This is a genomic window from Streptomyces sp. L7 (assembly GCF_050990935.1).
Taxonomy (GTDB): domain Bacteria; phylum Actinomycetota; class Actinomycetes; order Actinomycetales; family Microbacteriaceae; genus Leifsonia.
Map to the genome: position 1 here is coordinate 18,865 of NZ_CP194646.1, position 24,784 is coordinate 43,648.

The 24,784-nt window shown below is 65.4% G+C and carries 25 protein-coding genes and 1 riboswitch; of the genes, 9 read left to right on the forward strand and 16 right to left on the reverse strand.

The annotated features are described in order from the left end of the window. Position 1: 1 nt before the first annotated feature. On the forward strand, positions 2 to 715 hold the full coding sequence (locus ACR5MH_RS22050; RefSeq protein ID WP_433862717.1) for an NADH:ubiquinone oxidoreductase: 714 nt from the start codon (positions 2 to 4) through the stop codon (positions 713 to 715). Beyond that, on the forward strand, positions 712 to 2,751 hold the full coding sequence (locus ACR5MH_RS22055; RefSeq protein WP_407791898.1) for a proton-conducting transporter transmembrane domain-containing protein: 2,040 nt from the start codon (positions 712 to 714) through the stop codon (positions 2,749 to 2,751). The genes ACR5MH_RS22050 and ACR5MH_RS22055 overlap by 4 nt, the downstream gene beginning before the upstream one ends. 112 nt (positions 2,752 to 2,863) lie before the next feature. Here ACR5MH_RS22055 and ACR5MH_RS22060 read toward each other — a convergent pair whose 3' ends face one another. From ACR5MH_RS22060 to ACR5MH_RS22090, 7 genes are all read right to left on the reverse strand, one after another. Beyond that, a complete protein-coding gene (locus tag ACR5MH_RS22060; RefSeq protein ID WP_407791899.1) occupies positions 2,864 to 3,349 on the reverse strand; it encodes an inorganic diphosphatase in 486 nt (161 codons plus the stop codon). Then, the gene (locus ACR5MH_RS22065; RefSeq protein ID WP_433862718.1) at positions 3,346 to 3,954 is read right to left on the reverse strand and encodes a phosphatase PAP2 family protein; all 609 of its coding nucleotides are present in this window, start codon (positions 3,952 to 3,954) and stop codon (positions 3,346 to 3,348) included. Before ACR5MH_RS22065 ends, ACR5MH_RS22060 begins: the two co-directional genes overlap by 4 nt. A gap of 134 nt (positions 3,955 to 4,088) precedes the next feature. Beyond that, on the reverse strand, positions 4,089 to 5,318 hold the full coding sequence (locus ACR5MH_RS22070; RefSeq protein WP_407791901.1) for an MFS transporter: 1,230 nt from the start codon (positions 5,316 to 5,318) through the stop codon (positions 4,089 to 4,091). 160 nt (positions 5,319 to 5,478) lie between these two features. Further along, positions 5,479 to 6,903 (reverse strand): type I glutamate--ammonia ligase, encoded by a 1,425-nt coding sequence (gene glnA / locus ACR5MH_RS22075; protein WP_407791902.1) that lies wholly within the window; start codon positions 6,901 to 6,903, stop codon positions 5,479 to 5,481. Positions 6,904 to 6,928: 25 nt separating this feature from the next. Further along, positions 6,929 to 7,001, reverse strand: a riboswitch (Fluoride riboswitch). A gap of 30 nt (positions 7,002 to 7,031) precedes the next feature. Then, the gene (locus tag ACR5MH_RS22080) at positions 7,032 to 7,577 is read right to left on the reverse strand and encodes a hypothetical protein (RefSeq protein ID WP_407791903.1); all 546 of its coding nucleotides are present in this window, start codon (positions 7,575 to 7,577) and stop codon (positions 7,032 to 7,034) included. A gap of 2 nt (positions 7,578 to 7,579) precedes the next feature. Then, complete coding sequence (locus ACR5MH_RS22085) at positions 7,580 to 7,675, reverse strand: DUF211 domain-containing protein (protein ID WP_407791904.1); 96 nt, start codon at positions 7,673 to 7,675, stop codon at positions 7,580 to 7,582. 22 nt (positions 7,676 to 7,697) lie between these two features. Further along, on the reverse strand, positions 7,698 to 7,865 hold the full coding sequence (locus ACR5MH_RS22090) for a DUF211 domain-containing protein (RefSeq protein WP_407791905.1): 168 nt from the start codon (positions 7,863 to 7,865) through the stop codon (positions 7,698 to 7,700). A gap of 219 nt (positions 7,866 to 8,084) precedes the next feature. On the opposite strand from ACR5MH_RS22090, the gene ettA reads away from it, so the two are divergent. The 3 genes from ettA to ACR5MH_RS22105 all read left to right on the forward strand — a co-directional run bounded on the left by ettA (position 8,085) and on the right by ACR5MH_RS22105 (position 11,273). Then, on the forward strand, positions 8,085 to 9,713 hold the full coding sequence (gene ettA / locus ACR5MH_RS22095) for an energy-dependent translational throttle protein EttA (RefSeq protein ID WP_407791906.1): 1,629 nt from the start codon (positions 8,085 to 8,087) through the stop codon (positions 9,711 to 9,713). A gap of 328 nt (positions 9,714 to 10,041) precedes the next feature. Next, complete coding sequence (locus ACR5MH_RS22100) at positions 10,042 to 10,623, forward strand: histidine phosphatase family protein (RefSeq protein ID WP_407791908.1); 582 nt, start codon at positions 10,042 to 10,044, stop codon at positions 10,621 to 10,623. After that, entirely contained in the window at positions 10,620 to 11,273 is a 654-nt protein-coding gene (locus ACR5MH_RS22105; RefSeq protein ID WP_407791909.1) for a histidine phosphatase family protein, read from the forward strand. The genes ACR5MH_RS22100 and ACR5MH_RS22105 overlap by 4 nt, the downstream gene beginning before the upstream one ends. On the opposite strand, the gene ACR5MH_RS22110 is transcribed toward ACR5MH_RS22105, so the two are convergent. After that, entirely contained in the window at positions 11,228 to 12,013 is a 786-nt protein-coding gene (locus ACR5MH_RS22110; protein ID WP_407791910.1) for a hypothetical protein, read from the reverse strand. The genes ACR5MH_RS22105 and ACR5MH_RS22110 overlap by 46 nt on opposite strands. A gap of 697 nt (positions 12,014 to 12,710) precedes the next feature. Here ACR5MH_RS22110 and ACR5MH_RS22115 point away from each other — a divergent pair. Continuing rightward, entirely contained in the window at positions 12,711 to 13,097 is a 387-nt protein-coding gene (locus tag ACR5MH_RS22115) for a hypothetical protein (protein ID WP_147295956.1), read from the forward strand. A gap of 483 nt (positions 13,098 to 13,580) precedes the next feature. Here ACR5MH_RS22115 and ACR5MH_RS22120 read toward each other — a convergent pair whose 3' ends face one another. From ACR5MH_RS22120 to ACR5MH_RS22155, 8 genes are all read right to left on the reverse strand, one after another. Further along, entirely contained in the window at positions 13,581 to 14,243 is a 663-nt protein-coding gene (locus ACR5MH_RS22120; RefSeq protein WP_115697622.1) for a ParA family protein, read from the reverse strand. A gap of 389 nt (positions 14,244 to 14,632) precedes the next feature. After that, entirely contained in the window at positions 14,633 to 15,121 is a 489-nt protein-coding gene (locus ACR5MH_RS22125; RefSeq protein ID WP_407791912.1) for a hypothetical protein, read from the reverse strand. Between the two features lie 1,669 nt (positions 15,122 to 16,790). Beyond that, positions 16,791 to 17,045 carry a hypothetical protein gene (locus tag ACR5MH_RS22130; protein ID WP_115697624.1) on the reverse strand — a complete coding sequence of 85 codons (255 nt, stop codon included), beginning with the start codon at positions 17,043 to 17,045 and terminating at the stop codon, positions 16,791 to 16,793. A gap of 157 nt (positions 17,046 to 17,202) precedes the next feature. Next, the gene (locus tag ACR5MH_RS22135) at positions 17,203 to 18,195 is read right to left on the reverse strand and encodes an alpha/beta hydrolase family protein (protein WP_407791914.1); all 993 of its coding nucleotides are present in this window, start codon (positions 18,193 to 18,195) and stop codon (positions 17,203 to 17,205) included. Beyond that, on the reverse strand, positions 18,192 to 18,335 hold the full coding sequence (locus ACR5MH_RS22140; RefSeq protein WP_407791915.1) for a hypothetical protein: 144 nt from the start codon (positions 18,333 to 18,335) through the stop codon (positions 18,192 to 18,194). The genes ACR5MH_RS22135 and ACR5MH_RS22140 overlap by 4 nt, the downstream gene beginning before the upstream one ends. After that, entirely contained in the window at positions 18,332 to 19,294 is a 963-nt protein-coding gene (locus ACR5MH_RS22145) for a hypothetical protein (RefSeq protein WP_407791916.1), read from the reverse strand. The genes ACR5MH_RS22140 and ACR5MH_RS22145 overlap by 4 nt, the downstream gene beginning before the upstream one ends. After that, the gene (locus ACR5MH_RS22150; protein ID WP_115697628.1) at positions 19,294 to 19,830 is read right to left on the reverse strand and encodes a hypothetical protein; all 537 of its coding nucleotides are present in this window, start codon (positions 19,828 to 19,830) and stop codon (positions 19,294 to 19,296) included. The genes ACR5MH_RS22145 and ACR5MH_RS22150 overlap by 1 nt, the downstream gene beginning before the upstream one ends. 174 nt (positions 19,831 to 20,004) lie before the next feature. Beyond that, positions 20,005 to 20,517 carry a helix-turn-helix domain-containing protein gene (locus ACR5MH_RS22155; RefSeq protein WP_407791917.1) on the reverse strand — a complete coding sequence of 171 codons (513 nt, stop codon included), beginning with the start codon at positions 20,515 to 20,517 and terminating at the stop codon, positions 20,005 to 20,007. Between the two features lie 88 nt (positions 20,518 to 20,605). Here ACR5MH_RS22155 and ACR5MH_RS22160 point away from each other — a divergent pair, with 88 nt between their 5' ends. From ACR5MH_RS22160 to ACR5MH_RS22170, 3 genes are all read left to right on the forward strand, one after another. Then, on the forward strand, positions 20,606 to 21,055 hold the full coding sequence (locus ACR5MH_RS22160; protein ID WP_407791918.1) for a hypothetical protein: 450 nt from the start codon (positions 20,606 to 20,608) through the stop codon (positions 21,053 to 21,055). Beyond that, entirely contained in the window at positions 21,052 to 21,846 is a 795-nt protein-coding gene (locus ACR5MH_RS22165) for a hypothetical protein (RefSeq protein ID WP_115697631.1), read from the forward strand. The genes ACR5MH_RS22160 and ACR5MH_RS22165 overlap by 4 nt, the downstream gene beginning before the upstream one ends. Before the next feature lie 213 nt (positions 21,847 to 22,059). Then, entirely contained in the window at positions 22,060 to 24,714 is a 2,655-nt protein-coding gene (locus ACR5MH_RS22170) for a hypothetical protein (protein WP_115697632.1), read from the forward strand. Positions 24,715 to 24,784: the final 70 nt, after the last annotated feature.

The window sequence follows — 24,784 nt, forward strand, 5'->3', positions numbered from 1 at the left end:
GTTGGCAGGCACCATCGACATCACCTCGGCCGAGGCGGACGACCGCGACACGGATCGCGCCATCGATGCCTGCCCGACCGAAGCCATCTACCGCGGAGTCGACGGGAACCTGCGACTCGACCGCGGCCGATGCATCCTTTGCGGCCGCTGCCCGCTCATCGCCCCACACACCTTCACGTGGCGCTACGGCTCCGACGTCGCAGGTTTCACCCGCCGAAGCATCGTCGTCGGCGAGCACGTCGAGACCGAGGAGACACTTCGTGAAGTTCGCGCGGACCTCGCTGCTCGGGTGCGGCGACTACGGCGCTCCGTCCACCTACGGCACATCGACACCGGCTCGGACGGATCCGACGAGTGGGAGGTGCAGGCGCTCACCAACCCCGTCTACGATCTCCACCGCCTCGGCCTGTTCTTCACCGCCAGCCCGCGTCACGCCGACATCCTCCTCGTCACCGGGCTCGGCGCCCACGGCATGACGGCTGCGCTGCGTGCAACCTTTGATGCCATGCCCGACCCGATCGTCGTGATCGCCACCGGGGTGGACGCGATCAGCGGAGGCATCGTCGGCACCGGCTATGCCGTCTCCGGCGGCATCGGCGGCCTTCTCGACGTCGACGTGTGGGTGCCCGGCTCACCGGCGTCCCCATTCGCGATCCTGCACGGGATCCTGCTCGCCCTCGACCGCCTGCCCGACCGGACGGAGACGCGACGATGACCGTGGTCAGCCTCCTTATCTTCCTCGCTGCCGGTGCTATCGGTTGGCTGGCGCTCCGAGCGGACTCGAGCACTCAGCGCTGGGCGCGCAGGGCTGCCGCGACGTCCTGGACGCTCTCCGCACTGGCGTCTGTGCTGCTCATCGTCGTCGGCGCCCGTGCACTTGCCGGAACCGGCGAGTCCACCACGCTCGAGTCGTCCCCGCCACTCGGCGCGATCGGGCTCCATGTCGACTCATTGACCGGGTTGTTCCTCGTGATCACCTTCGGCGTCGCAGTCCCTGCCTTTCTGGTTGGCCTCACCCGCGGTGGGACATCCCGACCGCGGCTTAGCGCGGCCGCCGCGCTCGTCGGGCTCGCGGTCGGCCTCGTGCTGGCCGCGAATGACCTGTTCACGTTGCTCGCGGGGTGGGAGCTGCTCGGCTTTTCCTTCTATCTGGCCGTCGGCTTCGACCGGACGCGGACCGGGCGGGGGCGAGCAGCGGTTCTCGCCGCAGGGTTCAGCAAGACCAGCGGTGCTCTGCTGCTGCTCGGTGGCGGGGTCCTCGCAGCACAGTCCAGTTCGATCGCCCTCTCCGACCTCGGCAGGTATCCTGGCCCGTGGACGGCGCTGGGCTACACCCTGCTCCTCGCGGGATTCGCGGTGAAGGTCGGGCTGGTCCCCGCCCACGTCTGGCTGCCACCCGGCTACTCGGCCGCACCGGGGCCAGTCCGCGCGCTCCTGGCCGGCACGGCCGTCAACGCCGGTTTCTACGGCCTCTGGCGAACCCTGGACGTCCTCGGTAAGCCACCGATCTGGCTCACCTGCGTGGTTCTCCTGCTCGCCGGTGTGTCGGCCGTCCTCGGGATCGCCCATGCCGCCGTCCACGCCGATCTGCGCGGCCTGATCGCCTGGTCGAGCGTGGAAAACGCCGGAGTCATCGGAGCCGGATTCGCCGTCGCAATGGTCGGCGAGACGGTCGGATCGAAGCAACTCGTCGCGGTTGGCTTGCTGGCAGGAACTCTCCAGGTAATCACCCACGCCGCCGCGAAGTCGCTGCTCTTCGTCAGCGCGAACGCGGTCGAAGCAGGGCTCGGCACCACGGACCTTGACCAGCTCCGTGGGGTCACCCGAACCTTCCCGTTTGCTGGTCTCGGTCTCGTCGTCGGCGGCCTCACGCTCGCTGGCATGCCGTTGACTGCGGGGTTCGCCTCAGAGTGGATGACCTTGGAGGCGCTGATGCAGCAGTTCCGGGTCGGCCAGTTGCCGCTGCAACTGTGCATGGCGGTGTGCGGCATCCTCGTCGCGCTCACGATCGGCATCTCCGGGTTGGCCTTCGTCCGCCTCGTGGGGCTCACCGCATTCGGCAAGCCGGCGGCAGAGAGTAAGCCCGCTCATTTCGAGGCTGAACGGTCGTGGAGTCACCGCACGGCGACGCTCCTCCTCGCCACCGTCTGCCTCGGAGTAGCCGCACTGGCACCCCTGATCGTGGGGATGGTCGCTGCGGCAATCCGACCGCTCGTGGGAACGGTGACCGACGGTGCTCTTGCGGGCGGGTGGATCCTCCAGCCGGTGTTCCCTGATTTCTCCGCCCTGTCGCCGACGTTGCTGTGGATCGTCATCCCCGCGTACGTCGCACTCACCGTCATCATGGCGGTGCTGTTCTCCGGTCGGAGGTTCTGGCGGGTGCGGCGCACGACCGCCTGGACCTCCGGATCGGAAGGGGCACCTGGCCGCACCGGGTACACGTCCTACGGGTTCGCCAACCCGATCCGTAAGGTGCTGGCCGCGCTGCTGATGACACGGCATGAGCTGCGCGACCTGAGCCCGGATCCCGAGACGTCAACGGGACGGCCCGCCGCGGCGTCGGCTCGGCTCGGATACGTCGTGGACGTCACCGATGTCGTGCAGCGCTACCTCTACCGACCACTACTGCCGATGGTGCGTGCGGTCGTCGCCGCGGCCCGGAAACTGCAATCCGGCCGATTGGACGCTTACATGGCGTACATGCTGATCGCACTGCTCGCCGTGATCGTCGTAGTCGTCGCTCTCACCTGAATCATGGTGCAGGCGAGCCGGTCTGGACTCTCAGTCCGCTCCCCGGCACTTCTGGCGACCGCGGCCCGCCATGCGGATTGTCTTGCACTGGTGAGGAGATCCTGAGCGCGGGTCAGTGCGTTTCGCGCCCCCGCTCGAACGCCTCCGCGACAATCACCTCGGCCTCCGCGCGGTCTCCCCACCCGGCGACCTCGGCGTGTTTGCCAGGCTCCAGTTCTTTGTACTGCGCGAAGAAGTGCTCGATCTCGTCCAGCCGCGACTCGGGGACGTCAGCGAGGTCTCTAACATCAGCCCAGCGAGGGTCTCCGTCCGGCACGCACATGATCTTCCAATCAGGGCCTGCTTCGTCCGTCATCCTCAGAACCGCTACCGGGCGTGCGGCCACATCGACGTTTGGATAGACCGGCACCTCCAGCAGGACGAAGGCATCCAGCGGGTCGCCGTCCTCTCCGAGGGTGCCAGGGACGAATCCGTAGTCCACCGGGTACGTCATTGACGAGAACAGCATCCGGTCAAGTCGGATGCGCCCCGTTTTGTGATCGAGCTCGTACTTGTTGCGGCTGCCTGCCGGGATCTCAATGGTCACATCAAATCTCATGGCGACGTCCTATCCATCTTTTGTCTTGCAGATCGGCCAACATTCATCACGATCAGGCGTGATTGCAGGGCAGGCAAAGCGATCAGCCCGGAAGCTGTCATCCCAACCGACAGGACGACCAGGATGCTACCGAGCACGTCCCACGGGTGATGGTTCACGAGATAGACACGACTCGCGGCGACCGCCAGCACCCATATACCTCCGCCAATGGCGGCGACCATGCGCCAGCGGCGACCGCAGGCAACCATGAAGGAGGCAACGATCGCGGCGGCTGCCACGGTGGTATGTCCGCTCGGGTACGACGCCCCTGAATCCGCAGCGATCGCCCACAGTGACTGGGGCGGCCTCGGTTCCACGATGATCGCTTTCACAATCGCGGCGAAGCCCAGCGATCCCACCAGCACGACGAACCCCTTTAGCGCGTCGAGCCGCCTCCCTGCCACGATCAGCGCAAGCGGCCCGGCGATCGTCAGTCCAATTCCGGTGACTTCCGGAGTTGCACTGTAAGTAAGAGCGGCCGCGATCGCGACAGCGAATGGATTCCGCAGGTCCGACGCAATGAAGCTATCTATGCCCCGGCCCCACGCCGCCACGTCGGGCAGCATGGCGACTCCGCCTATGCCGAGAACGAGAACGGCTATGAACGTCCCCATGACAAGCGGGCGGACTCCTGCTCGGGAAACGAATGCAGCAGAATTCCGCCAGGACCCGGTCATGTCGGATTTGGGGCGCAACTCCTTCACGAAGTTCCCTCGGCGCTGGGGTGTGTGAAGAAGACCGAAGCTGCCAGCGACAGTAACATCCAGGCGGCTGCGTAGACGAATGCTGCGGTCGGCGACACAGTGGTGTACAGGATTCCCGCGACGACGGTTCCGACGATGTTGCCGACGGCCTGGATGCCGCCGAGCACCCCGAATCCGCTGCCGCGTATGTGATCAGGAAGGGCTCTTGCCACCAAAGCCGATTCTGCGGTCTCTGCCAGTCCGATGCCTGCGCCGGCTAGCACGAATCCAGTGAGGAGCAACACCCATCCAGGCGCCATGAAAGAGAACGAGGCGTAGCCTAAAACGTACGCAAGTGCCCCGGCCGCGAAAACGATGCGTGGCCCGGCTCGATCGAGCCAGGCACCGCCCATGTATGACACCAAAGCTGCGACGGCGTTGTGGCCGGCATAGAAGAGAATTGCCAGCGACGCGGCGCCCGCAAAGCCTAATGCAGTCAGCTGGTCGGTCGCACGCAGGATCAGCAGCGTCGTCGCCAGGTTGCCGCACTCGAAGAGAAGGATCGGCAGAAGTGGCCGGCCCAGCCCTGCAGACCGCAGCCCCGCCAGATGCAGTCGAATCCGGCCAGCCTTTTGATCGCCGAACCGACGCTTCGCTTCCCGTGCGGCATAGATGATCGCGATCGCCGCCAGCAGCCCGGGGATGAAGGCAAACCAGATCGCGGGCCGGATGCCCAACCAGGCAACGAGTCCCGCAGCCAGCAGGGGGCCGACCACAGCGCCCAGGTTGTCTCCGGCCCGTTCGATTCCGAAGGACCGGCCGTAGGCTTTCGGATTGGCGAGAGACCCCATCAGCGAATCGCGGGCGGGCGAGCGGATGCCTCGGGCGCCCCAGGCAAGCGCGCGCAGGACGCCGACCTGCCACACCGCTGTCGCAAGCCCGATCGCCGCGGTCGCGGCAGCTGTCACCAAGTAGCCGCCGGTGGCCAGCGACCTGCGACGGGCCGGATCGTTCGCAAGCGGACCGCCGACAACTTTCGTCACGCCCGTCAGCGCATCGCTGACGCCTTCGATGACGCCTAACACTGCCGCCGATCCGCCCAGCACGCTGGTAAGGAAAGCAGGCATCACGCTGGTCGCGATCTCGTGGCCCGAGTCGGAGAAGAAGCTCGCCGCACCTATTGAGACCACGCCAGGGGTGATCCAGCGCTCGTCCGATTCTTCAGCGCTCTCACGCGGTTCGCTCATGGGCGTATCCTCCGAAGGTGTCAGGTCGAGGGGGAACGCCTCGGCGAAGGACGTTCCCCCTCTGGCTCCCGCGCCGGGCCCGTGGACGAACCCATGACGGCGCGGGAGCGTTCGTGTTCTGCCAGGTGCTCCGGCAGAAGTCGTGATGGCGGCCGTCATTTCAGACGCCGTAATAGAGCTCGTACTCGAACGGGTGCGGGCGCTGCGCGAGGGGCTTGATCTCCTTCTCGCGCTTGTACTCGATCCAGGTCTCGATGAGCTCCGGGGTGAACACGCCTCCCGCGGTGAGGAAGTCGTGGTCGGCCTCGAGAGCGTCCAGGGCCTCGCCGAGCGACGCCGGCACCTGGGGGATGTTCTTGGCCTCCTCGGGCGGGAGCTCGTAGAGGTCCTTGTCGACCGGCTCGTGCGGCTCGATGCGGTTCTTGATGCCGTCGAGACCCGCCATGAGCTGCGCGGCGAAGGCGAGGTACGGGTTTCCGGACGCGTCGGGCGCGCGGAATTCGATGCGCTTGGCCTTCGGGTTGGAGCCGGTGATCGGGATGCGGATCGACGCCGAGCGGTTTCCGGCCGAGTAGACCAGGTTGACCGGAGCCTCGAAGCCGGGGACCAGACGGTGGAACGAGTTCACCGTCGGGTTCGTGAACGCCAGAACCGCCGGCGCGTGCTTGAGCAGACCGCCGATGTACCAGCGGGCGACGTCCGACAGGCCGCCGTAGCCGGCCTCGTCGTAGAACAGCGGCTTGCCGTCGTTCCACAGCGACTGGTGCGTGTGCATGCCCGAACCGTTGTCGCCGAACAACGGCTTCGGCATGAACGTGGCGGTCTTGCCCCACTGCTCGGCCGTGTTCTTCACGATGTACTTGAACTTCAGGATGTCGTCCGCAGCGTGGACCATCGTGTCGAAGCGGTAGTTGATCTCGGCCTGGCCGCCGGTGCCCACCTCGTGGTGCGCGCGCTCCAGGATGAGACCGGCCTCGATCAGCTTCAGCGAGATGTCGTCGCGCAGGTCGGCCTGCTTGTCGACCGGGCTCACCGGGAAGTAGCCGCCCTTGAACGGGGTCTTGTTGGCGAGGTTGCCGCCCTCTTCGACGCGGCCGGAGTTCCAGGCGCCCTCCTCGGAGTCGACCGAGTAGAAGCTGGAGTTCTGCTTCACCTCGTAGCGGACGTCGTCGAAGATGTAGAACTCCGCCTCCGGGGCGAAGTACGCGGTGTCGGCGATACCGGTCGACGCGAGGTACTTCTCGGCCTTCTTGGCGACCTGGCGCGGGTCCTTCGAGTAGATCTCGCCGTTGCGCGGGTTGTAGATGTCGAACACCATGATGATGGTGCGCTCGACGCGGAACGGGTCGATGTAAGCGGTCGACACATCCGGGATGAGCTGCATGTCCGACTCGTGGATCGACGCGAAACCGCGGATCGACGAACCGTCGAAGGCGATCCCTTCGGTGAAGAAGGCTTCGTCGACCGTGTCTGCCGGGACGGTCAGATGCTGCTGCACACCGGGCAGGTCAGTGAAGCGCACGTCCAGGAACCGGACCTTCGTATCGGCGATGAAGCCGAGCGCTTCGGAACCTGAAGTGAACACAGCTGTCCTACTTTCCGTCGATGTCGGAGAAGTAGGAACCATCGGCCGTCGTGGCGGTTCGAGCTGTCGCTCCGGCGGGATCCATCGCCGTTCCGCGATCGTAGCGGAGAATCCCAGGCGGAAGGAAATCACGCGATGTTGAGCCACACGCCGATCGCGGTCACCACCACCCCACCGACGGTCATCGACGTAGCCCAGAAACCGCGGCGCCCGGCGAGCAGCCCACCGAGCAACCAGCCGAAACCGCCGAGCAAAGCGATCGTGAGCGCCACGACAATCCAGGCGGGCCCGGGAAGGATTGCACCGACCGCCAGCGGTGCGCTGGCGCCTACCAGGCTTGCACCGGCGGCGACGATCATCGCTACGAAGGACTCCCGTAGCGCTTTGCGGCCCAGGTTGGTGGCGGCGAGCCGTCCCGGTTCCGTCATGTTGAGTTGCTTTGCTGCACGGACCAGAGCTGAACGGCGTTCGGCGTAGTCGGCGACGAACACCGTGAACGCAGCAGTCACCAACGCGGCGACCCCAACTCGTAGGGCCAGCATGAGTGTCAGGCTGCCAGCACCGTCCCGCAGGAGCGCCCCGCCGGCGAGGGTGAGCGCGTTCAGCATCCCGTCGGTGACGCCAAGCACCAGCGGGAGAGTCGGCAGTGTTCGGGCGAACTCGGCGACGGTCATGGTCAGCGCACGCGGGCCACACGCTCGATGATGTGATCCCCAGCGACCACCTCGTCGATGCTGTGCAGGACCGCCCCCACCGTCTCGATGGCGCCCAACAGCGCTTCGGTGTCGATGTCGTCACCCTTCGACCGTGAAGTCGGTGCCGACGGTCTCCACATCGATCTCGGTGACGGTCACGTTCACCGCGGTGACACCGGAGACCTGCTCGATTGCGCGGGCCAGGCTGACCATGTCGGGACGGTCGACGACCTTGTCGACATCCATCGCAAGCCGGCGGATAGGCATGAGTGACCTCCACGTTAACGAAAGCGTGTAGGCCCATCAGCGTGCGTTGCGGTTCGAACGTTGCCGTTCCGGCGGGGTCCATCGCCGTGATCGTCACTCTAGCCCCCTCGTTTCGGCCGGAGTATCGTGTGAGGTCGGCGATGGTGGAGGGGCTCACCACAACGCGGCGAACGTCGACAACGGTCCCTACCTGTTAGATGCAACGGTAGGGAGCCCGCCATGTCAGGAGAACACTGGGTCGCACGGGTCGAGAACGCGACGATCACCCGCGGAACGAAACACATCCTCGAGAACGTCAACCTCACCATCAGCGAGCACGATCGTGTCGGCGTCATCGGTCCAAACGGTGCCGGCAAATCCACACTCTTGGGGGTGATCGCCGGAACCGACACGTTGACTACCGGTTCCGCGATCACTGCTCCGGACATCAGCGTCGGCATCCTGATGCAGGAACCGGTCCTTCGTGACGACGAGACGGTCCTGGAGAACATCGAGGACGCGATCTCGGACACGATCACCGCCCGCGCCCTCTACGACGACGCCGCGCGCCGACTCGCAGCGGACGGGTCCGACGACGCGCTGGCCGAGCTCGGTGAACTGCAGGAGTACCTGGACCGGGTCGACGGTTGGGACGTCGCATCCCGCGTTGAACAGGCGATGACCGCACTGCGCTGCCCACCCGGACCGGTGTTCGTCGCATCGCTCTCCGGTGGTGAACGTCGACGGGTTGCCCTGTGCCGGCTGCTGCTGGCACAGCCGGATTTGCTGCTGCTGGACGAGCCGACGAACCACCTGGACACCGATAGCACCAACTGGCTTCAGGAGCATCTGGCCGCCTACCCAGGAACCGTCATCGCGATCACCCACGACCGGTCATTCCTTGACACGGTCGCCCGGCGAATCGTCGAAGTGGAACATGGCCGGGTCGACGTGTTCGCCGGGAGTTACAGCGACTACCTGGCGAGACGGCTGGCTGACTTCCGTGTGGATGGGCGGCGCGACAAGCAGCGGCTGCGGTTGCTGGAACGCGAGTACGCGTCCCTCAGCGAAGACGACGCCCGCCGTCGCCCGGATGGTGACTCGCAGGTCCCGGTTGGTGAGCTGCTCATTCCGCCTCCCCCGCGGCTAGGGACGAACGTGATCGAGCTCGACTCCGTCTCGAAAACGTTCGACGAACGCGTCGTCCTGGACCATGTCTCCTTCACGGTCCCTCGAGGCGGCATCGTTGGAGTGCTCGGTCCTAACGGTGTCGGCAAGACCACGCTGTTCGAGATCATCAGCGGTCGTCTCGCACCGGATTCCGGGGCGGTCCGTGTCGGGGAGACCGTCCGGATCTCATACGTCGATCAGGCACGCAGCGGCATCGACACGGGTCGCACCGCGTGGGAGGCCGTCGCTGACGGAGAAGCAACCGTCCGTCTCGGGGACACGGAGGTGCCAGCCCGTGCGTACGTCGCCCGGTTCGGGTTCACCGGCCAATCCCAGGAGAAGCCCGTGAAGGACTACTCCGGCGGCGAACGCAACCGGCTGAACCTCGCACTGACACTCAAGCAAGGCGGCAACGTTCTGCTGCTGGATGAACCGAGCAACGACCTGGACACAGAGTCGCTCATCGCGCTCGAGCAGGCACTCCTCGACTTCGGCGGCTCAGCGATGATCACCTCACACGACCAGTGGTTCCTGAACCGTGTCGCGACCAACATCCTCGCCTGGGAAGGCACACCGGAAGACCCCGGCCACTGGTACTGGTTCGAAGGCAACCTCGCCGAATACGAGGAGAACCGGGCGCAACGTCTCCCTGAACTGGTGCAGGCGGGCGGCCCTCGCCGGCGGATGGTTCGGGGGTGAGGACGATGGAGGAGCCAACCATTCTCCGTGTCGCCGAGAACATCATCGCCCGCGCCACCCTCACCGTGCTGGAAGAGAACGCGGTCGCGACAGCATGCGCGCACGGAGTATGTCTCGTGCCGATGTTCCCCGGTAGTGACGTCGTCCAACTCGTGGTCCGCGACCGGGCCGTGATCGGCCGAGTTCGACGCGAGTACCCCCGCTTTCTGCCGGCGCGATGGGTCGCCGTCCCGCAGGGAACTCACCGTCCACGAGGGCCGTTCCGTTCCCCCGAGGCCGCAGCCGACCTCATCGTCACACTCGCCGAACATGCAGAGAGGAAGTCAGGATGACTGACCAACCGCAACACCTGTTCCTGATCCGGCACGGACAGACCGCACTCAACGCCGAAGGACGACTTCGAGGACTGGCGAACCCGCCGCTCGACGAGGTGGGTCGTTCCGAAGCCGAGGAGACCGCGATCGCGTTGACTGGGCGAGGGATCGACATCGTCTATTGCAGCCCGCTAGAACGGGCGTTCCGCACCGCGCAGATCATCGCCCACCGCCTCGACTGCGACTTCGATGTGGTCCCAGAGTTCAACGACCGCGACTACGGACCCTGGACCGGTCAGGTGAAGGCCGAGGTCGTTGCGCAGTTCGGCTCCGTCGACGCCGCACCGGGCGTGGAACCGACAGACCATGTTCTCAAACGCGTGTGGCCGGCGCTCGACGGCGCGATGGACAGCCACCCGGGCACCCCCGTTGCCGTGGTTACCCACGACGCATTGATCCGGCCCATCCTGACAACAATTGACCCACGGATCGGTCCCATCGAGGCGAGGACGGGTTCGTGGAACGAACTCGTCCGGCACGGCAGATCCTGGTCGGTGTTGAAGCACGATCAAAACCCGGAAGTGGTGAGCCGATGACTTCATCGCCGTCAGGCCGCGCGTACCTCATCCGACACGGGCAGACACCGTGGACCGTCACCGGTCAGCACACCTCCGTCACCGATATTCCCCTCACCGCGGTTGGAGAGGAGGAGGCGAAAGCCATCGGTGTCGCGCTGGCACATGTGACGTTCGAGCTGGTGCTGGTCAGCCCACGCCAACGCACCCAGCGAACCGCGGAGCTCGCGGGCCTGACGCAGCAGGCCATCATCGAACCCAACCTGGTCGAATGGGACTACGGCGGATTCGAAGGACTGACCACCGCCGAGATAGTTCAGGCCCGCGGAGACGGCTGGGACCTCTGGATCGACGGAGTCGTCGCCGGCGTCACCCCCGGCGAGCATGCGGCCGACGTGTACGCACGCGCTCGTACCGTGCTGACCGAGGTGAAGAACGTTGTGCGGCATGGTGGGAACGTCGCACTTGTCGCGCACGGCCATTTTCTGCGATCCCTCGGCGCCGCCTGGGTGGATCTGCCCGTGATCGACGGACGCAAACTCGCCCTGTACACCGGGACTGTAAGCATCCTCGGGTACGAGCACGGGCACCCGGTCATCCTCGGCTGGAACATCCCCGCCACCGGTCACTCCAGCGGCGACGATAGCGTCAACGGGAACGCCCATCCGTGAAACCAGCCCAGCGTCTCCACCCAGGATGCGTCGACAGCTGGGGTCGCTGGCGCTCCCGACTGGGTCATCGATGCGGTCAACCGGGACAGCTCCCTCTGCAACCTGCCGAGGTAGGAGGCGAGTGCGGCGAACTCTGTTGGTTCCGGCGGCGCCCCAGCCAGCAGGTGCCGACGGCAGCGGATCGACGCCTCGGGGGCAGCCTCACCGTGATCGCCGGCGCACCGAGCGCAGACGACGCGAGACCACAGCGGCGCAGTCTCCGTGAACCATTCGGCAATGTACGCCATCCGGTTCGCTTCCACTGTCAGCTCGGCAAGATCCATCCCCGCGTGCGTGACGATGATCCCCGTGGGCGCGGGACCCTTCAAATCCACGCAGACCACGCAAATACCGTCGCTGGCCAGGTGACGCCGCATCGCCTTCGGGCGGCCGTGCAGCGCCGACCGGACATCGTCGAGCAACGCTGTGTAGAGGACGGACACGTCGAACGGTTGGTGCCCGCCGCGGGCGCCGGCTCCGTCGTGCCAGAGTTCGATCTCCACGGTGGCGTAAGCCCACGCATGGCGGGTGCACATCCCCCGGTTCGCCAGCAGTAGCCGCCTGGTCGTCCCGTCCATGATGTCGCCGTGGACGAAGTCCCAGAGGATCCGCACCTCCTCCGGTAGCAGGTTCGCGTCGCTGCTCGGGCCGAGAATCTCTGTCCCCCGCAGGGTCGACGCGTCGCGGTCGCTGGTGGTCACTGGGCGCTCCTCATTGTCACCTCAGGGACCGTTGTCACCACACGGCGCTGTTTCATTCGGGGTGAGCCCCACCACCTTGCCAGTCAGCTTAGACCAGGATGACGTCGACGAAGCAGCAAGAGGCACCTTCGTCATCGGCACCAACGACACCCGCCACCAAACGCTGGTAGAAGGCGCGCCAGCAAGGCACCAAGGCTAATCTCATGCCAGTCACGAGGGTTGGAACGAGGTGGCGACTCAACCGATGAGAACCTCCGGGAAGGTGCTGAACCGGATATGCAACTCTCGGAAGTAACCTTCCCTCTCGCCATTGCGTTGCTCATCAAAGCCGATTCAACTGTTTGGCAGTTAACGCAAACGAGCCGCTTCAGAATCACTACAACGCGCCCCCGCCCACCAGGCATATCTAGCTTACAAAGCGAGTGAAGGTCGTGCCCGGGTGAAAGCAGGCCCAGTAGGCTCTCCTCCGCACGCTGTGAATCGAGCAAAACCGCGGCGCTCAACCTGACGGCCCAGCGAATACCCCATCAAAGCCACTTTCCCACGCTCGTCTAAGAGAACCGCGAGCGCGGTGCGCCGCGGAATGGGAAAAGACTCCATCATGGGCACGGCAAAGTTGGCGAGAGACTGTCGTGGTCATCGACAGTAAAGCGAGGATCGGATTGACGACTTCCCGAAGGTGCAGATAAGGATCAAAGTGAAGCACCGCGACACATTTGAAGTCGTTGCGGGAGCGGTCACCGGCACGTTGACCCAACCGGGCGAGCTGATCCTCGGTCGGTATGAGGGCGACGAGCTGCGGATCATTGGCCGCACGACACCCCTGCGGCCTACGGCTGCCCGCTCGCTCACTCCCCTACTCCGACCCGCATCAGCGGATCATCCGTGGCCCGACGTCATCTCGTCTCGCACATACGACCGCTTCCAGCCCAAACGCGAGACCAAGCTCACGTTGATCGAGCCACTCACTGTCGAAATCTCCGCGGACACTTCGATCGTTGGCGGCACAATTCGCCATGCGGCACGGTTCGTCAGGGCTCGCCCCGAGGTATCTCCCGACGACGTGAGCAGGCCGCGCCCCTAAACTCTGTTAGTTACAGAGTCACGGAGTTGCGCCTCGTCGTTTCCATTGAGCTCGTTGAGGTGCGGGATCAGGAGGTCGATCGCGATCCGGATGAGGGTGTTCTCGGTGATCCGCTCCCCTGCCCCAGGCGTCTTTGCTCGATTCAGCTTGCGCGCGTACTCCGTGAGCGTCTCGTACTGCTCCTCGCGAAGACGCGTCTCCTTGCGAACGAACCGCAGATACAGGGGCTCTCCCCGGCCGGCGCCGGGACGACAGGGGCCGGCGCCGCGGCCGCGGCGGGCTCGGCAGCCTTCTTGGGCTGCGCAGGCTGCCGCTTTCGAGGCGGCGCTGACTTGACCCGCGGCGTTTCAGCCCCCGGAGCGGCTACCGCCTGCGGGGCCACGACAGGGTCAAAAGCCGGCGATGTGTCGCCCTGTCGCTGCAGCGGCTCGACGTCATCAGTGTCGATCTTTTCGAGCAGCGTCGAGAGGTCCTTGCGGCTCATCAGATTGCTCCTGCCTGAACGGGGGCGTTTGCCCAGATGGATTGAAGCTCGAGCGCGACCGAGTTGTAGTCGAAGATCGCGGCCCGGTTCTGTCGCGTATCCGTGTAGTCCGTTACGACGCGGCCATTTACGGGCGCGTCAGTGACGCTCGCCGATTTGCGGACGTGGTTCTTGAACCGAGCGAGACCCAGGTTGTCGACGATGGACTCCCACTCCTGGAGGTGTGCGTCGCCACGTCGTCGGTCGATGTTGTTCAGCAATACGCGATAGTCGAGCTGACGAGGCTCTACAAGGGACTTCACGGTCCGCACCAGCGGCTGGATCGCAAGCGGCTCAGGCGCGAGAGGAAGGATGACGAAATCCGCGGAGTCGAGGACGGCAGAGAGCGTCGCAGTCGCTTCCAGGTTGCCGGGCGTGTCGACAAAGACGAGGTCATAGGGCAGCTCTCGCAGGCGAGCGAGGTTCTTGGGATCTACGTCGGGAGCGAAGTCGAAAGGTAGGTCCTCCCCCGCGTTGCCGGCCCACCATGTGGTCGACCGCTGCCCATCGGCGTCAACAACGAGCACATCATTCCCAGCTTTGGCGAGCACAGCCGGCAAGTTCATGACCGTCGTCGTCTTGCCTATGCCGCCCTTTTGGCCCGCTACAGCAACGATTTTCATAGTGACATCCAATCTGTAGGTTCGGAAGTTACAGAGTTGCGCCCGCGGCGTTTTGCAAACTCTGTATGTTCGTGAGTTTGGAAGTCTGCGAGTTCGCGACTAACAGACTTCGAGAGTTCGTGACTTTGTAAGTTACAGATTCATCTCCAGCGACTGCACTCTGTAAGTTCCGAAGTCTGGCACTTCCGTACTTCCGTACTTCCGTACTTCCGTACTTCCGTACTTCCGTACTTCGGAACTCTGTAACTCCGAGAGTAGGCTAACACACACCGTGGCAGAAGTTACAGAGTTCGTGACTTCGTGACTTACAGAGTTTGGAACTTACAACACACGGAAGAGTTCGCCGAGGGTGACAGCTCGGTCGCTGTGAGCAGATCCGGCCTTGTTCACTACGTACGTGTCGTGGTCATCGGCGGTCGCCGGGGAGCGAAGCGGATCGTAGTCGAAGTGTTCAGATCAGCTTCGTCTGGGATGTCAGCCTTCTGCTTCGCGTTGATCCAGACTATGTCGCCATGGTCGAGCTCGACGCGGTCGAGCTGCCAGCCCCGGGTGATGAGGATTTCGTGTACCTGCTGCACTTCGGTGTGGAGCTTGCGTACGACGGCGGGGAAGTCGGCGGGGTGCATGCCTTCGCCGAGGAGGACGTCGGTGATGCGCCGCCGTTCGGTGGCGCGACGTGTGCGCTGCGCCTGGAGTTCGTTGGCGGTCTGCTGATGGATCTCTCGGATGGTGGTGTCGATCGACTGGCGTTCCGCGGCGGTCGGCGCCAGCGGCCGGCTTCCGTCGTGTTGGGCGGGGGAGGGGGTGGCGTGTTGGACGGGGGTGGTGCGGATGATGGTGCGGGGCTTTTCGCCGGGGGTGATGACCTGTTTGACCATCCAGATGAAGTAGCGCAGGGGGTCGGCGGCCGCGGTGATCTTCTGTTGGGCGGTGGTCTTGTCGCCGGAGTGGCGGGCGTCGACGAGGTCGGCGATCTGCCACCAGGTCCAGGCGTCGAGGTCGACGCCGGCGGCGGTGAGGGCGTGGTCGAGCTGCCCGATGTGGCGGGTGAGGAGCTTTCCGGTCTTACCGAGTCGGGGACCGGCGAGAGACCCCCGTAGTGCCGGTCGAGATGCGCGAGAAGTCGGAGTCTGTCGAGGGATCGTACCTTCTCGGGGACGTTTGCTGACGGATCGTCAGAAAAACCCCTGTTCCTATTCGGCCTGGCGCGCGTAGCGCGCTCCATTCTCCTTGGGGATTGTCTTTTCAGATCTACCGAAGAAGAAGGTTTTGTCGGGACGGAAGCGGTTAGGCCCAAAACGGGATCTAGGGATGCGGAGTTATCCACAGCATTGAGGGCGGGGAGCGTGAGCGCCATGACGTTCGCGGCCTGTTCCTGGTGGCCGCCGTGCGTCTCGAACGCCTCGGCCTTCTCTTCCCGGGAGAGCAGGTTCCGGCCGGTGGCGTGGACGTGGACGAATCCGCCGGCCTCGAGGGTGCGGATGGCCAGGCGAACGCTCTCGTCGGCCTTGAGTCGGATCGTGCGTCCCTCGGCGGCCTCGGTGTTGGCCAGGACGCGGGCGCGGATGGTGGCGTAGGAGAGGGTGACGTGGCGGCCTGTGGCGGGTTCGGCGGCGTAGCGGAGCACGTGAGCGATCGCGAGCAGGGTGGCGTCGGCGACGTGCCAGCGCTGCCGGGCCTTCTCCCGCTCGGGGGTGAGCGTCCAGTCCATGAGGGTGTCGAACCAGTGCGCTCCGGACCACCAGGCGGGGATCTTCGCCCATTCCTCGGCCGGGACGTGGATCGCCCAGCTGCGCGGAGCAGGCTCGGCCCTGGGCGAAGGCGGCTGCCCTGTGTCTCGGGCTTCCTGAGCGTGGAGGGCTTCGGCGACCTCGCCGGGGTTGGGGAGCCAGGAGCGGTCGCCAGCGTCGGCCGCGCTACGGCGGCCGCGCATCGGGGCGACGGGTGTTCTCATGGCTTCTGGTGACCTCTCCGGCCTGTAAATGGGCGCAGCAAAGCTGCCGGTATGTGCTCGGCTCTGTTTTTGGCGCACAAAGATCGCCGACTGTGACTCGGCGTTCCTTCGATGCGATGCGTCGGGGCCGCTGTGCGGGTCCGACCGGTGCGGGTGAGGGCGGGCGTCATGCGCCGGCCGCGGTCTCTGCGCTAGATCAGGTGACCGTCCTCCTCACCGTGAGGAGCTGCGCGCACGCGCCGTCGACCAGGTCGATCGGACGTGCAGGATGTGACCCGTCAGCTGCCGCGCACGTCGTTGTGGCAGGCCGGGACGGGGAAGTAGCGGGGGAGAGGGACAGCGGAAGCTCGACGTCGACGAGACGGGCGACGGAGCGGGATGCGGCCGACACGCCGACACGCGGATCGCGTGCGCACGTGCAGGAACCCGAAATCTGGGTTACGATGCTGCCAACTCCTCTCCGAGGGTACGGAAAAGCCTCCGGGCATTTCCGGCTTACTTAGGGAAGAAGCTCGAACCTCGCAGGTCGCCAAACTTTTGAGGGTTTGAGCTCCAGATTTTCCGGGCCCGCCGCAAGGCGGGCCCGATTCTGTTTAAGCGGCTGCCGTAGAGGACACCTCCGTCGTCGTGATCAGGGAGGCCGGTACAGGCGGAAGGGCGCCGTGCTCTGCGACGTAGTCGCGGATGAACAGCTCGAGGTACAACGCGGGGGAGTAGTTGCCCGACTCTTCCGCTGCAGCGTTGACCTGGTCCCGGATGAAGCCGGAGAAGGTCAGTTCGGAGTGCCACGCGGTTTCGTCGCCGCGAGCGAAGACGTTGCGCTTCTTGCCTGCGTTGCTACCAGCCATGCGCTCATCTTGTCCGGTTAAGACCGGCTTTAATGGAAGGCTCGCGGGCGTGTTGGATGCCTGGTCTACGTCTTCCGGGTCGAAGAGGGCCTCGTGATGCATGACAGCACCTTATCCGATATGGGTAGACAGGCCTGTATCTGTATTGGTAGACGGATCAGCGTGTCAGCTGCTGCTGGCACCAGGCGACGATCGCCGCGTTGAAGCCGGCTGCGTCGACGTTGTACTCCCACGCGTGGGCCGCTCCGGGGAACTCGGTCAGCGTGACGACTCCCGGATGCGCGGCAGCGAAGCGGCGCGAGAGCTCGACGGGGATCTCTTGGTCGCCGTCTGAGTGGATCACGAGCGCAGGTACGGACAGCCGGGCGAACCGGGTGAAGTCGAGCGCATCGAAGTCGATGGGGAAGGGAAGGCCGACGATGCGGCTACTGAGGCGTCCCTGCAGCGCGTGGATGGCCGCTGAGCCCAGGACACGGGGAAGGTGGGCCTTCTGCGCGCCATGCCGGATTGCGGTCCGCCAGTCGGTCGCGGGCGCGATCAGGACCAGGCCAGCGATCGCGTCTCGGTGCGCGCTGTGCTCTGTGAGCTGCAGGGCGATGCTGGCGCCCATCGACCATGCGAACAGGACGACGCGCTGCGCGCCGTGCGCGAGTGCGTAGGCGATCGCGGCGTCCACGTCCGGCCATTCGCCGAGGCCGAGAGTGGATGCGCCGTTGAGGACCTCTGGACCTTCGGTATCGCCGCGGAAGGAGACCACGAGCGAGGTGTATCCGAGTACGTCGGCCGCGGGGACCGAGCGGAGGGCGGTGATGCGGGTGGTCCGGACGCCGTGGATGTGAATGGCCCAGGTCTCCGGCCGAACCGGGTGCTGCGGGCGGATGAGCCACGCTGGAGCGTCCCCGCCTGCGACCGAGACGTCGACGTCCTCAACGCTGCGCTCGAGCGCGCGCGGATGCGGGAACACGTGTCCGGTCCAACGCCCCTCGCCAGCAGCCAGCTTTCCGGCTGTGACAGTGAGGATCTGCCGCGTGACGGTGCCAGCCGCGGGGTCGCGGGAGAGGACCGGGCCGATCAGGGCGTGGCCGTCCTGACCGAACCAGAGGCCGAATTGGCCGGCGTGATCCGTCTTCCCGTCGTTCTGGAGCGTCACGGTTCCGTCGCCGGTTTCGTGGATGGTGATGACCCGGGGGAGCCGGGCATGACGACGCGGCGCGCAAGCAGGATAGTCAGCGCGCCGAGGGCGAGGGCGAGAACGACGAGGATCGCCAGGATGACGATGATCCAGATCATGATGTGGCTCCGTAGCTGAGGGAGTACGAGTCGGGCGTTGTGGGGGCGTTGCTGGCGAGGTGCCGGCTGATGATCCGTTCGGATCGCTTCACCAAGCCCAGCTCGGCCGGGATAAGCGTCAACTGCTGCATCGCCTGGCGATCGCGGATGGCGATGACGTGGTCGTACACCGCGCCGAGAAGGTCGCTCGGGTCTTCCACTGGGGGAGGGGCGAAGCCCCGCCGGAGGAGCACGCGGCGCAGCCAGAACAGCTTGTGGCGCAGGTTCAGCAGCCTGAGCACCCGGACGACGGTGAAGGAGGCGATGCCGGCGACGATGAGGATCACGCCGACGTAGAAGAACAGGTCGAACAGGCGATAGAGCACGTCCACCACGATCCCCGGGCCGAGGTTGAACCGGGCGATGGTGAGGTAGGCGATCTCGTCGACGCACGCCAGGATCACGATGGCCGCGCCGACGCGGAAGAAGCGGTAGGCGCGGGCAGGGCGCCCGCGGACTCCGAGGATCAGGCTGACGGAGATGCTGGCAATCGTCGCCATGTAGATCGAGGCGTAGAGCCACATCGCCGTCTGCCCGGTGCGGTGAGGGATGAAGTAGTAGTCAGTCGATCCGCGGTCGACGATGAAGAGGAAGGGCACGGTGAAGGCTGCGAGGGCCGCGATGAGCGGCCACCAGCGCAGTGTCCGTCGACGTCCATCCTGCGAGATGGCCGCCTGTGTGACCAGCCAGAACGCTACGGTGCAGAGCACGTTCTGCACCAGGTTGAGCCAGTTCTGGCCTCCGATCCAGCCGTCCACAACCGGCTGTGGGATCGCCGTTCCGAGGGTCAGCAGTGCCAGCGTCCCCGCCCCGGACGCAAGCCACGACAGCCGGCTTCGAGGCTCGCGCACGGCGGAGAGAGTGCGAGCCAGGAAGACGACTGCGAGGATGAGGAGGGCGGCGGTTTGCAGCCCCCGCATTACCCGAAGATCCGCTCGTCCGCCTGGTGGCGCGGGCGCAGCAGCCGGCGCGCGAGGAGGTAGGCGAGGCTTTCGGCTTCGCCCTCGATGATCGCTGACGCGCCCTCGATCTCAGTCAGCTCGCCGCTTTCGAGGGCGAGGATCCGCCCGCGGACCTTGTCGGAGAAGTCGCTGTGCGCCATGGCCGGCGCCGTCGCCTTCGCTGTGCGACAACCGGGGTGGTTGTAGATGACGTGCGCGAGCTCGTGGAGGATGCAGTGATTCTGGTAGATCTCTGAGTCGTCGTGGCGAATCAGGATGTTGGCGCTCTCGTCGGTCTCGACCAGAAGAGCCGTGAGTGTTTCCCACTTCTCGTTGCCGACCGGCTCGATGCGGATTGGCTTTCCGATCCGCTCCTCGGCGCGCCGAATGACGTACGCGAGGTCGGCATCCGGAGTCAGATCCAGCGAGGAGAACTTGTCTGCGGAGCGTTGCTTGATTTGAGCCGCTGTGGGCCAGATGGTTTGTTGCCTGACGTCACCCGAATTGACGTACATGAACCTAGTTTCGTTTCGTAATGTCCTTGATCGATTTCGCTACTTCTCGGAGAGCCGAGGGTGACATCTCTCCGAGGGACCGCGCGGACACGCTCTTGGCTCCAGCCTTGTGGAGCGCACTCTCGAGTGCGAGCTCTGCCTCTGTTCGCTCCGTGACCTCCACGTGGTGGAAGTTCACCAGGTAGAGGGGTCGACGCCGAAGAACTCGGCGATCGCCACCATGAGCGACTCCGCAATGCGGACGGGCGCGGTCTCTTCCGTGAGGGAGGACCAACGCTCGGCAGTGAACGCAATTCCCCGGTCTTCCAAGCTCTTCGCGAGTGCCGCAGCACGGAACTCGTCGCCACCTTGGACGGGGGCGCTTGCCAGCTGGCGGAGTCGTCGGGCCAACTCCGGGCCATCAAGTCGCAGGATGGGGTCTTCGGTCGGAACCGCAGTGAGGTCATCGGGTGTGACACCCAGAGCCTTCGCCAGTGCGGTGATGTCATTGACGTTGAACGGCTTCTCGTACCGCATGCGGATGTAGAAGTAGTTCTCGCTGAGGCCGGCTGCTTTCGCGAGGTCGCGATTGGTGAGAACGACCTTCTTGGTCCGGTTCGTCTGCTCGGGATTGTCCCGGAACCGCTCGATGTTGAGCACGATGCGGCGCGAGAACTCGTCTGCGCCGTCGACCTGTGCTCGAACCATGCAAAAAACCTACCGGCAGAGCGCACCGAATCACGGTATCTCTCTGATTCGGTAGACATGTCTCTATCTATTTCGGTAGAGTGCTCGCGTGCGGGGACAGACTGACATCCAATCCAGCGATTTGGAGCTGTGTGCGGAGCGCCGGGAAACGGTGCTGAGTTGGGTCAGGGATCCTCGCCTAAGCACGGCGGAACGTAACAGCATCCTGAAACAGGTCGAGCGGTTCAGCAATCCCCAATCCGGGGACCGTGCCTTCAAGCGCGCGGAGGAGCTCTACGCCAAGGCGATCCTCGCTCCGTCGACACTCGCCGCGGCCGAAGATGCTCGCAAGGTCGACCGAGTTGTGGAGGGACTGTCGCGCATCGAGGCGGTCGTGTCCCAGACCAGCCCGGACGAGTTCGCGGCCGCCCTGCTCTCGAGCAATGAGAACCTCATGGACTGGGAAGCCACGATCAGCGGCTTCATGCGCGTTCTCGAGTTCCACGACCAGGTGTCCCGGCATCTATCTCTGCACGCCCCCGCGTCGGTGAGCGCGTGAGTGCGGCGCGCGAGGAGCAGTTTCGCGCCTCGATCGCCCGCCTCTCCCAGGACCCCTCCGCGTTCTTGGCGTCCGACGATCTCGCCCCTTTCATCGAGGACCTCCGCCGCGAGCTGATTCCCTCGGTGCACCTCATCACCCAGCGCAACGGGCCCCGGTATCGGAAAGAGCACGACGACGACGACCTCGTCAACCTGCTGCTCGTCGCCATGATCGGCGACCCTGAGAAGTGCCGCTACCTGGCGGAAAACGCTGCGTCCCCGTTCTCCTACGCACGCACCTTCTTGCCCGTCTGGCTTGGCGCGGAGACCGGTCATCGCCGCAACAAGGTCTCAATCGTCATGGAGTGGGTCGAAGACGCCAGCATCGTGATGCCAGCCTGGACCGTTCTGGATCCCGTCGAGATTGTGGAGCGCGAGGGCGCGACGGTGGATGAGGCGGTGGCGCTCACCGTCCGCACCCTGCTCCCCAGGACACCCGCCGGCCTCGCCGGGCAGCTTCCCCGAATCGTCGACTGGATGACCGACAACACTCCCACGCACTCCGGCCACGAAGGCGCGAAGCTCGAAGAGGCCGCGGCGGTCTTCCCCAGCGTGAGCAAGATCGAACTGCAGGCGATCGGCAACATCACCTGGGGCGGCCGCGGCCGCGAACGCGAAACCTCGCTCCTGGGAGCGTTCCTGCTCAACCGCGACTTCGATCCGCGCACGTCCGCGACGCATCGAGTCGCGCTGCGTCTCTACGCCAGCCGTGTGCGCCAGCTGAGGGTTCTCGCCGGTCTCGCTCGCTGAAAAGTGTGCGACTGCGCGCCTCGGCCCATCTAGAGGTGAAGGCGGGAACCCTAGCTCCTGCCCTGACCTCCGCCTCCACCCGAGCGGGAAAGGACCAGTCGCAGTATGAAATCCGGGAACGAAAACACCCGACGGCGCCGGCTTGCCGGCCTGTCACCCGAGCGAGGGCGGCACACGCCGCTACCGCGACGCCGGCATCGGAAGTCGCCGATCATGAAGCGACTGCAGCGACTCGCGCTCAGCATCGGCGCGTTCGCCGTCGTCGGCGCCATCGGCATGGGGACGCTCGCTCCCGCTGAGGCAGCATCCACCGGCGCCGGCTACAGCGGGATCACTCCCGAGGGCGGCTACCTGGGCAACTACATCGTCCCGGACGGCTCTCGCGCCTACTGCATGGATTCGTCAGCCGACTGGCCGAGCGGAGCCACCGGGGGCGCCTCTCTGGTCGGCGCGCTGACCACCGAGATGGGTGACCCTCTGAACAGCTCCGTGCTGCAGCGGCTCAACTACGCACTCACCAGGTGGGGCCAGACCGCCGACGCCACCCAGGCGGCCGCGGTGAACGCCTACGTTTACGCGTACACGTCCACCTGGGCGCACTACAACGGCCAGGGCTACAACACCGGCGTCCACTACATCGACGGCAACCAGACAGTGCTCGGCGCGTTCAACTACATCTGGGACCAGACAGAGACCCAGTACAACCAGCCCCAGAACGTTCCCGCCTTAACCGGCTCGATGAGCTTCAGCGTCGACAACAACAACTACACCGGCTCGCTGCGGGTGGTGAACCTCCCAGCCGGAGCGACCGTCAACCTGCAGCTGACCAACGGCATCTTCACCGATTCGGGGAGCAGCGCCAAGAACGGTGTCGGCAACGGCACCTACCCCGTCAAGGGCGTCCCGACCGACGGCACCCCGTTCTACAAGATCAGCGCCACGGGCAACGTCAACGCACCAGCCGGGTGGACCTACGACGGCAACGTCACGATCTACTACACCGGCGGCCAGCAGCGCGTCATCAAGGCGGGAACGACGAGCCCGCAGCGCGCCAACTACACCATCAGCGCCAGCGACCCCGTCGAGCGCTCCACCCTGTTCTCCCCGGTCGTCACGACCGCCGTTCAGAGCCGATTCGTCGCCGAGGGAAGCAGCTTCACCGACACTCTGCAGGCCGACGTCGCCGCCGACTCGCAGCCTTGGCGGCAGACCACGTCTGGGCGCTACATCCCCGTCGTTGCCAAGGGCACGCTCTACGGGCCGTTCGCCGACCAGCCCACGCCGTCAGCGACCGTCCCGGTTGGTGCACCCGTGGCCGGCACCGCGACGGTGACCCTCAACGGCCCGGGCCAGTACACGGCCCCCTCCGTGCTCGCAGCCAACCACACGCCCGGTTTCTACCAGTGGGTCTGGGACATCGACGCGACCGATTCGTCTGTCGGAGCGCAGCTGTTCATGCCTGACGGATACCGTTGGGCCGATCAGTTCGGCCTGCAAGCGGAAGCGCACGTCGTCGCCGCCAAGCTCTCCGGCGTCTCGAAGGCATCGGCGGACGAGGTTGGGTTCGGGCACGAGGCCTCGGACGCACTGACCGTCTCGCTCGACCAGGGACCGTGGCCGACCATCGGCGGCGCACCCATCCCCGCGCACTTCCAGAACAAGACGTACTGGGTAGAGGGCGACACCGCTCCAACTCCTGGCGACAGCATCCCGGCCGAGGTGAAGCTGTTCCACACGACTGACGTCACCGTGACCGCGCCCGGCGACTACAGCTCCGACAAGATCACCGCTCCACCGACGGCTGCTGGCTACCTGGTGAACGTGTGGTCGATCATTCAGGACGGTCCCGGGGCCGGGTACTTCGCGGACTGGACCGACGGATGGGCGACTCAGGGTGAGGTCACCAAGGTCTCCCCGCCCACGGTGTCGACGGAGGCGATCGCCTCGGTTGCGCTCGGCGACGAGACGAACGACACCGCCATCGTTGACGGCCAGATCCCCGCCCCCTACTGCGGCACTAGCCAGCCTGCTGACGGTGCAACGAGCTGCCCGAACACGGTGACTTTCGCCGCCTACCTGCAGCACGACCTGGGCGACCAGCCGGTATGCGAGGCGGACAACGAGGTGTTCAACACCGGATACGTCCCTGAGGCCGAGCAGCCCGCTGCGCCGAACGCTGCGGCCGCAGGAACACCGTCGCCCACGCCGACAGCTCCGCTCGAGCGCGACCCGGCCTACTTCTACAACAAGCCGGTCCCTGTCGATCAGGCAGGACGGTTCCCGTCCGCCGACGTGATCTTCAAGAAGGTCGGCGTCTACTACTGGGTGGCCACCTTCCGGACGGGTGACGGCACCGTCATCAACACGGGGGAGTGCGGCGACCAGAAGGAGAAGACGGTCGTCGCCGAGGACGACGTGGTGACCAAGGCGACGCCTCGGGTGAGCATCGGCTCGAAGGGTCACGACACCGCCATGGTCACAGGAGTCATCCCGAAGAACGCCACGATCGAATTCGCCGTCTACAAGCAGCGGGGCTCCACCCCGGTCTGCACGGTGACGAACGAGGTGAAGGTAGGCAAGCCACAGCCACTTCCCGCCACCGGCGAGTACGCCTCGGACGACTACACGTTCACCGACGCGGGCACCTTCTTCTGGGTGGAGACCGTCCGCAATGCGCGCGGCGAGATCACCCACCAAGGCAAGTGCGGTGCCGACGGTGAAACCACCATCGTCGACGCCCTCGCCCAGACCGGTTCCGACGAAGCGGCCTACCTGCCGATCGGTCTGGCCTTGGTCGGGATCCTCGGCGCGGCTGGGACCGTCCTCCTGGTCGCCACCCGTCGCAGCAAGCGCACGTCCACGAAGTAACCAGACAGAGGGCGCGGACGGCCACCACCGTCCGCGCCCTCTGGTCTCATCAGCCACACGGAAGGATCAA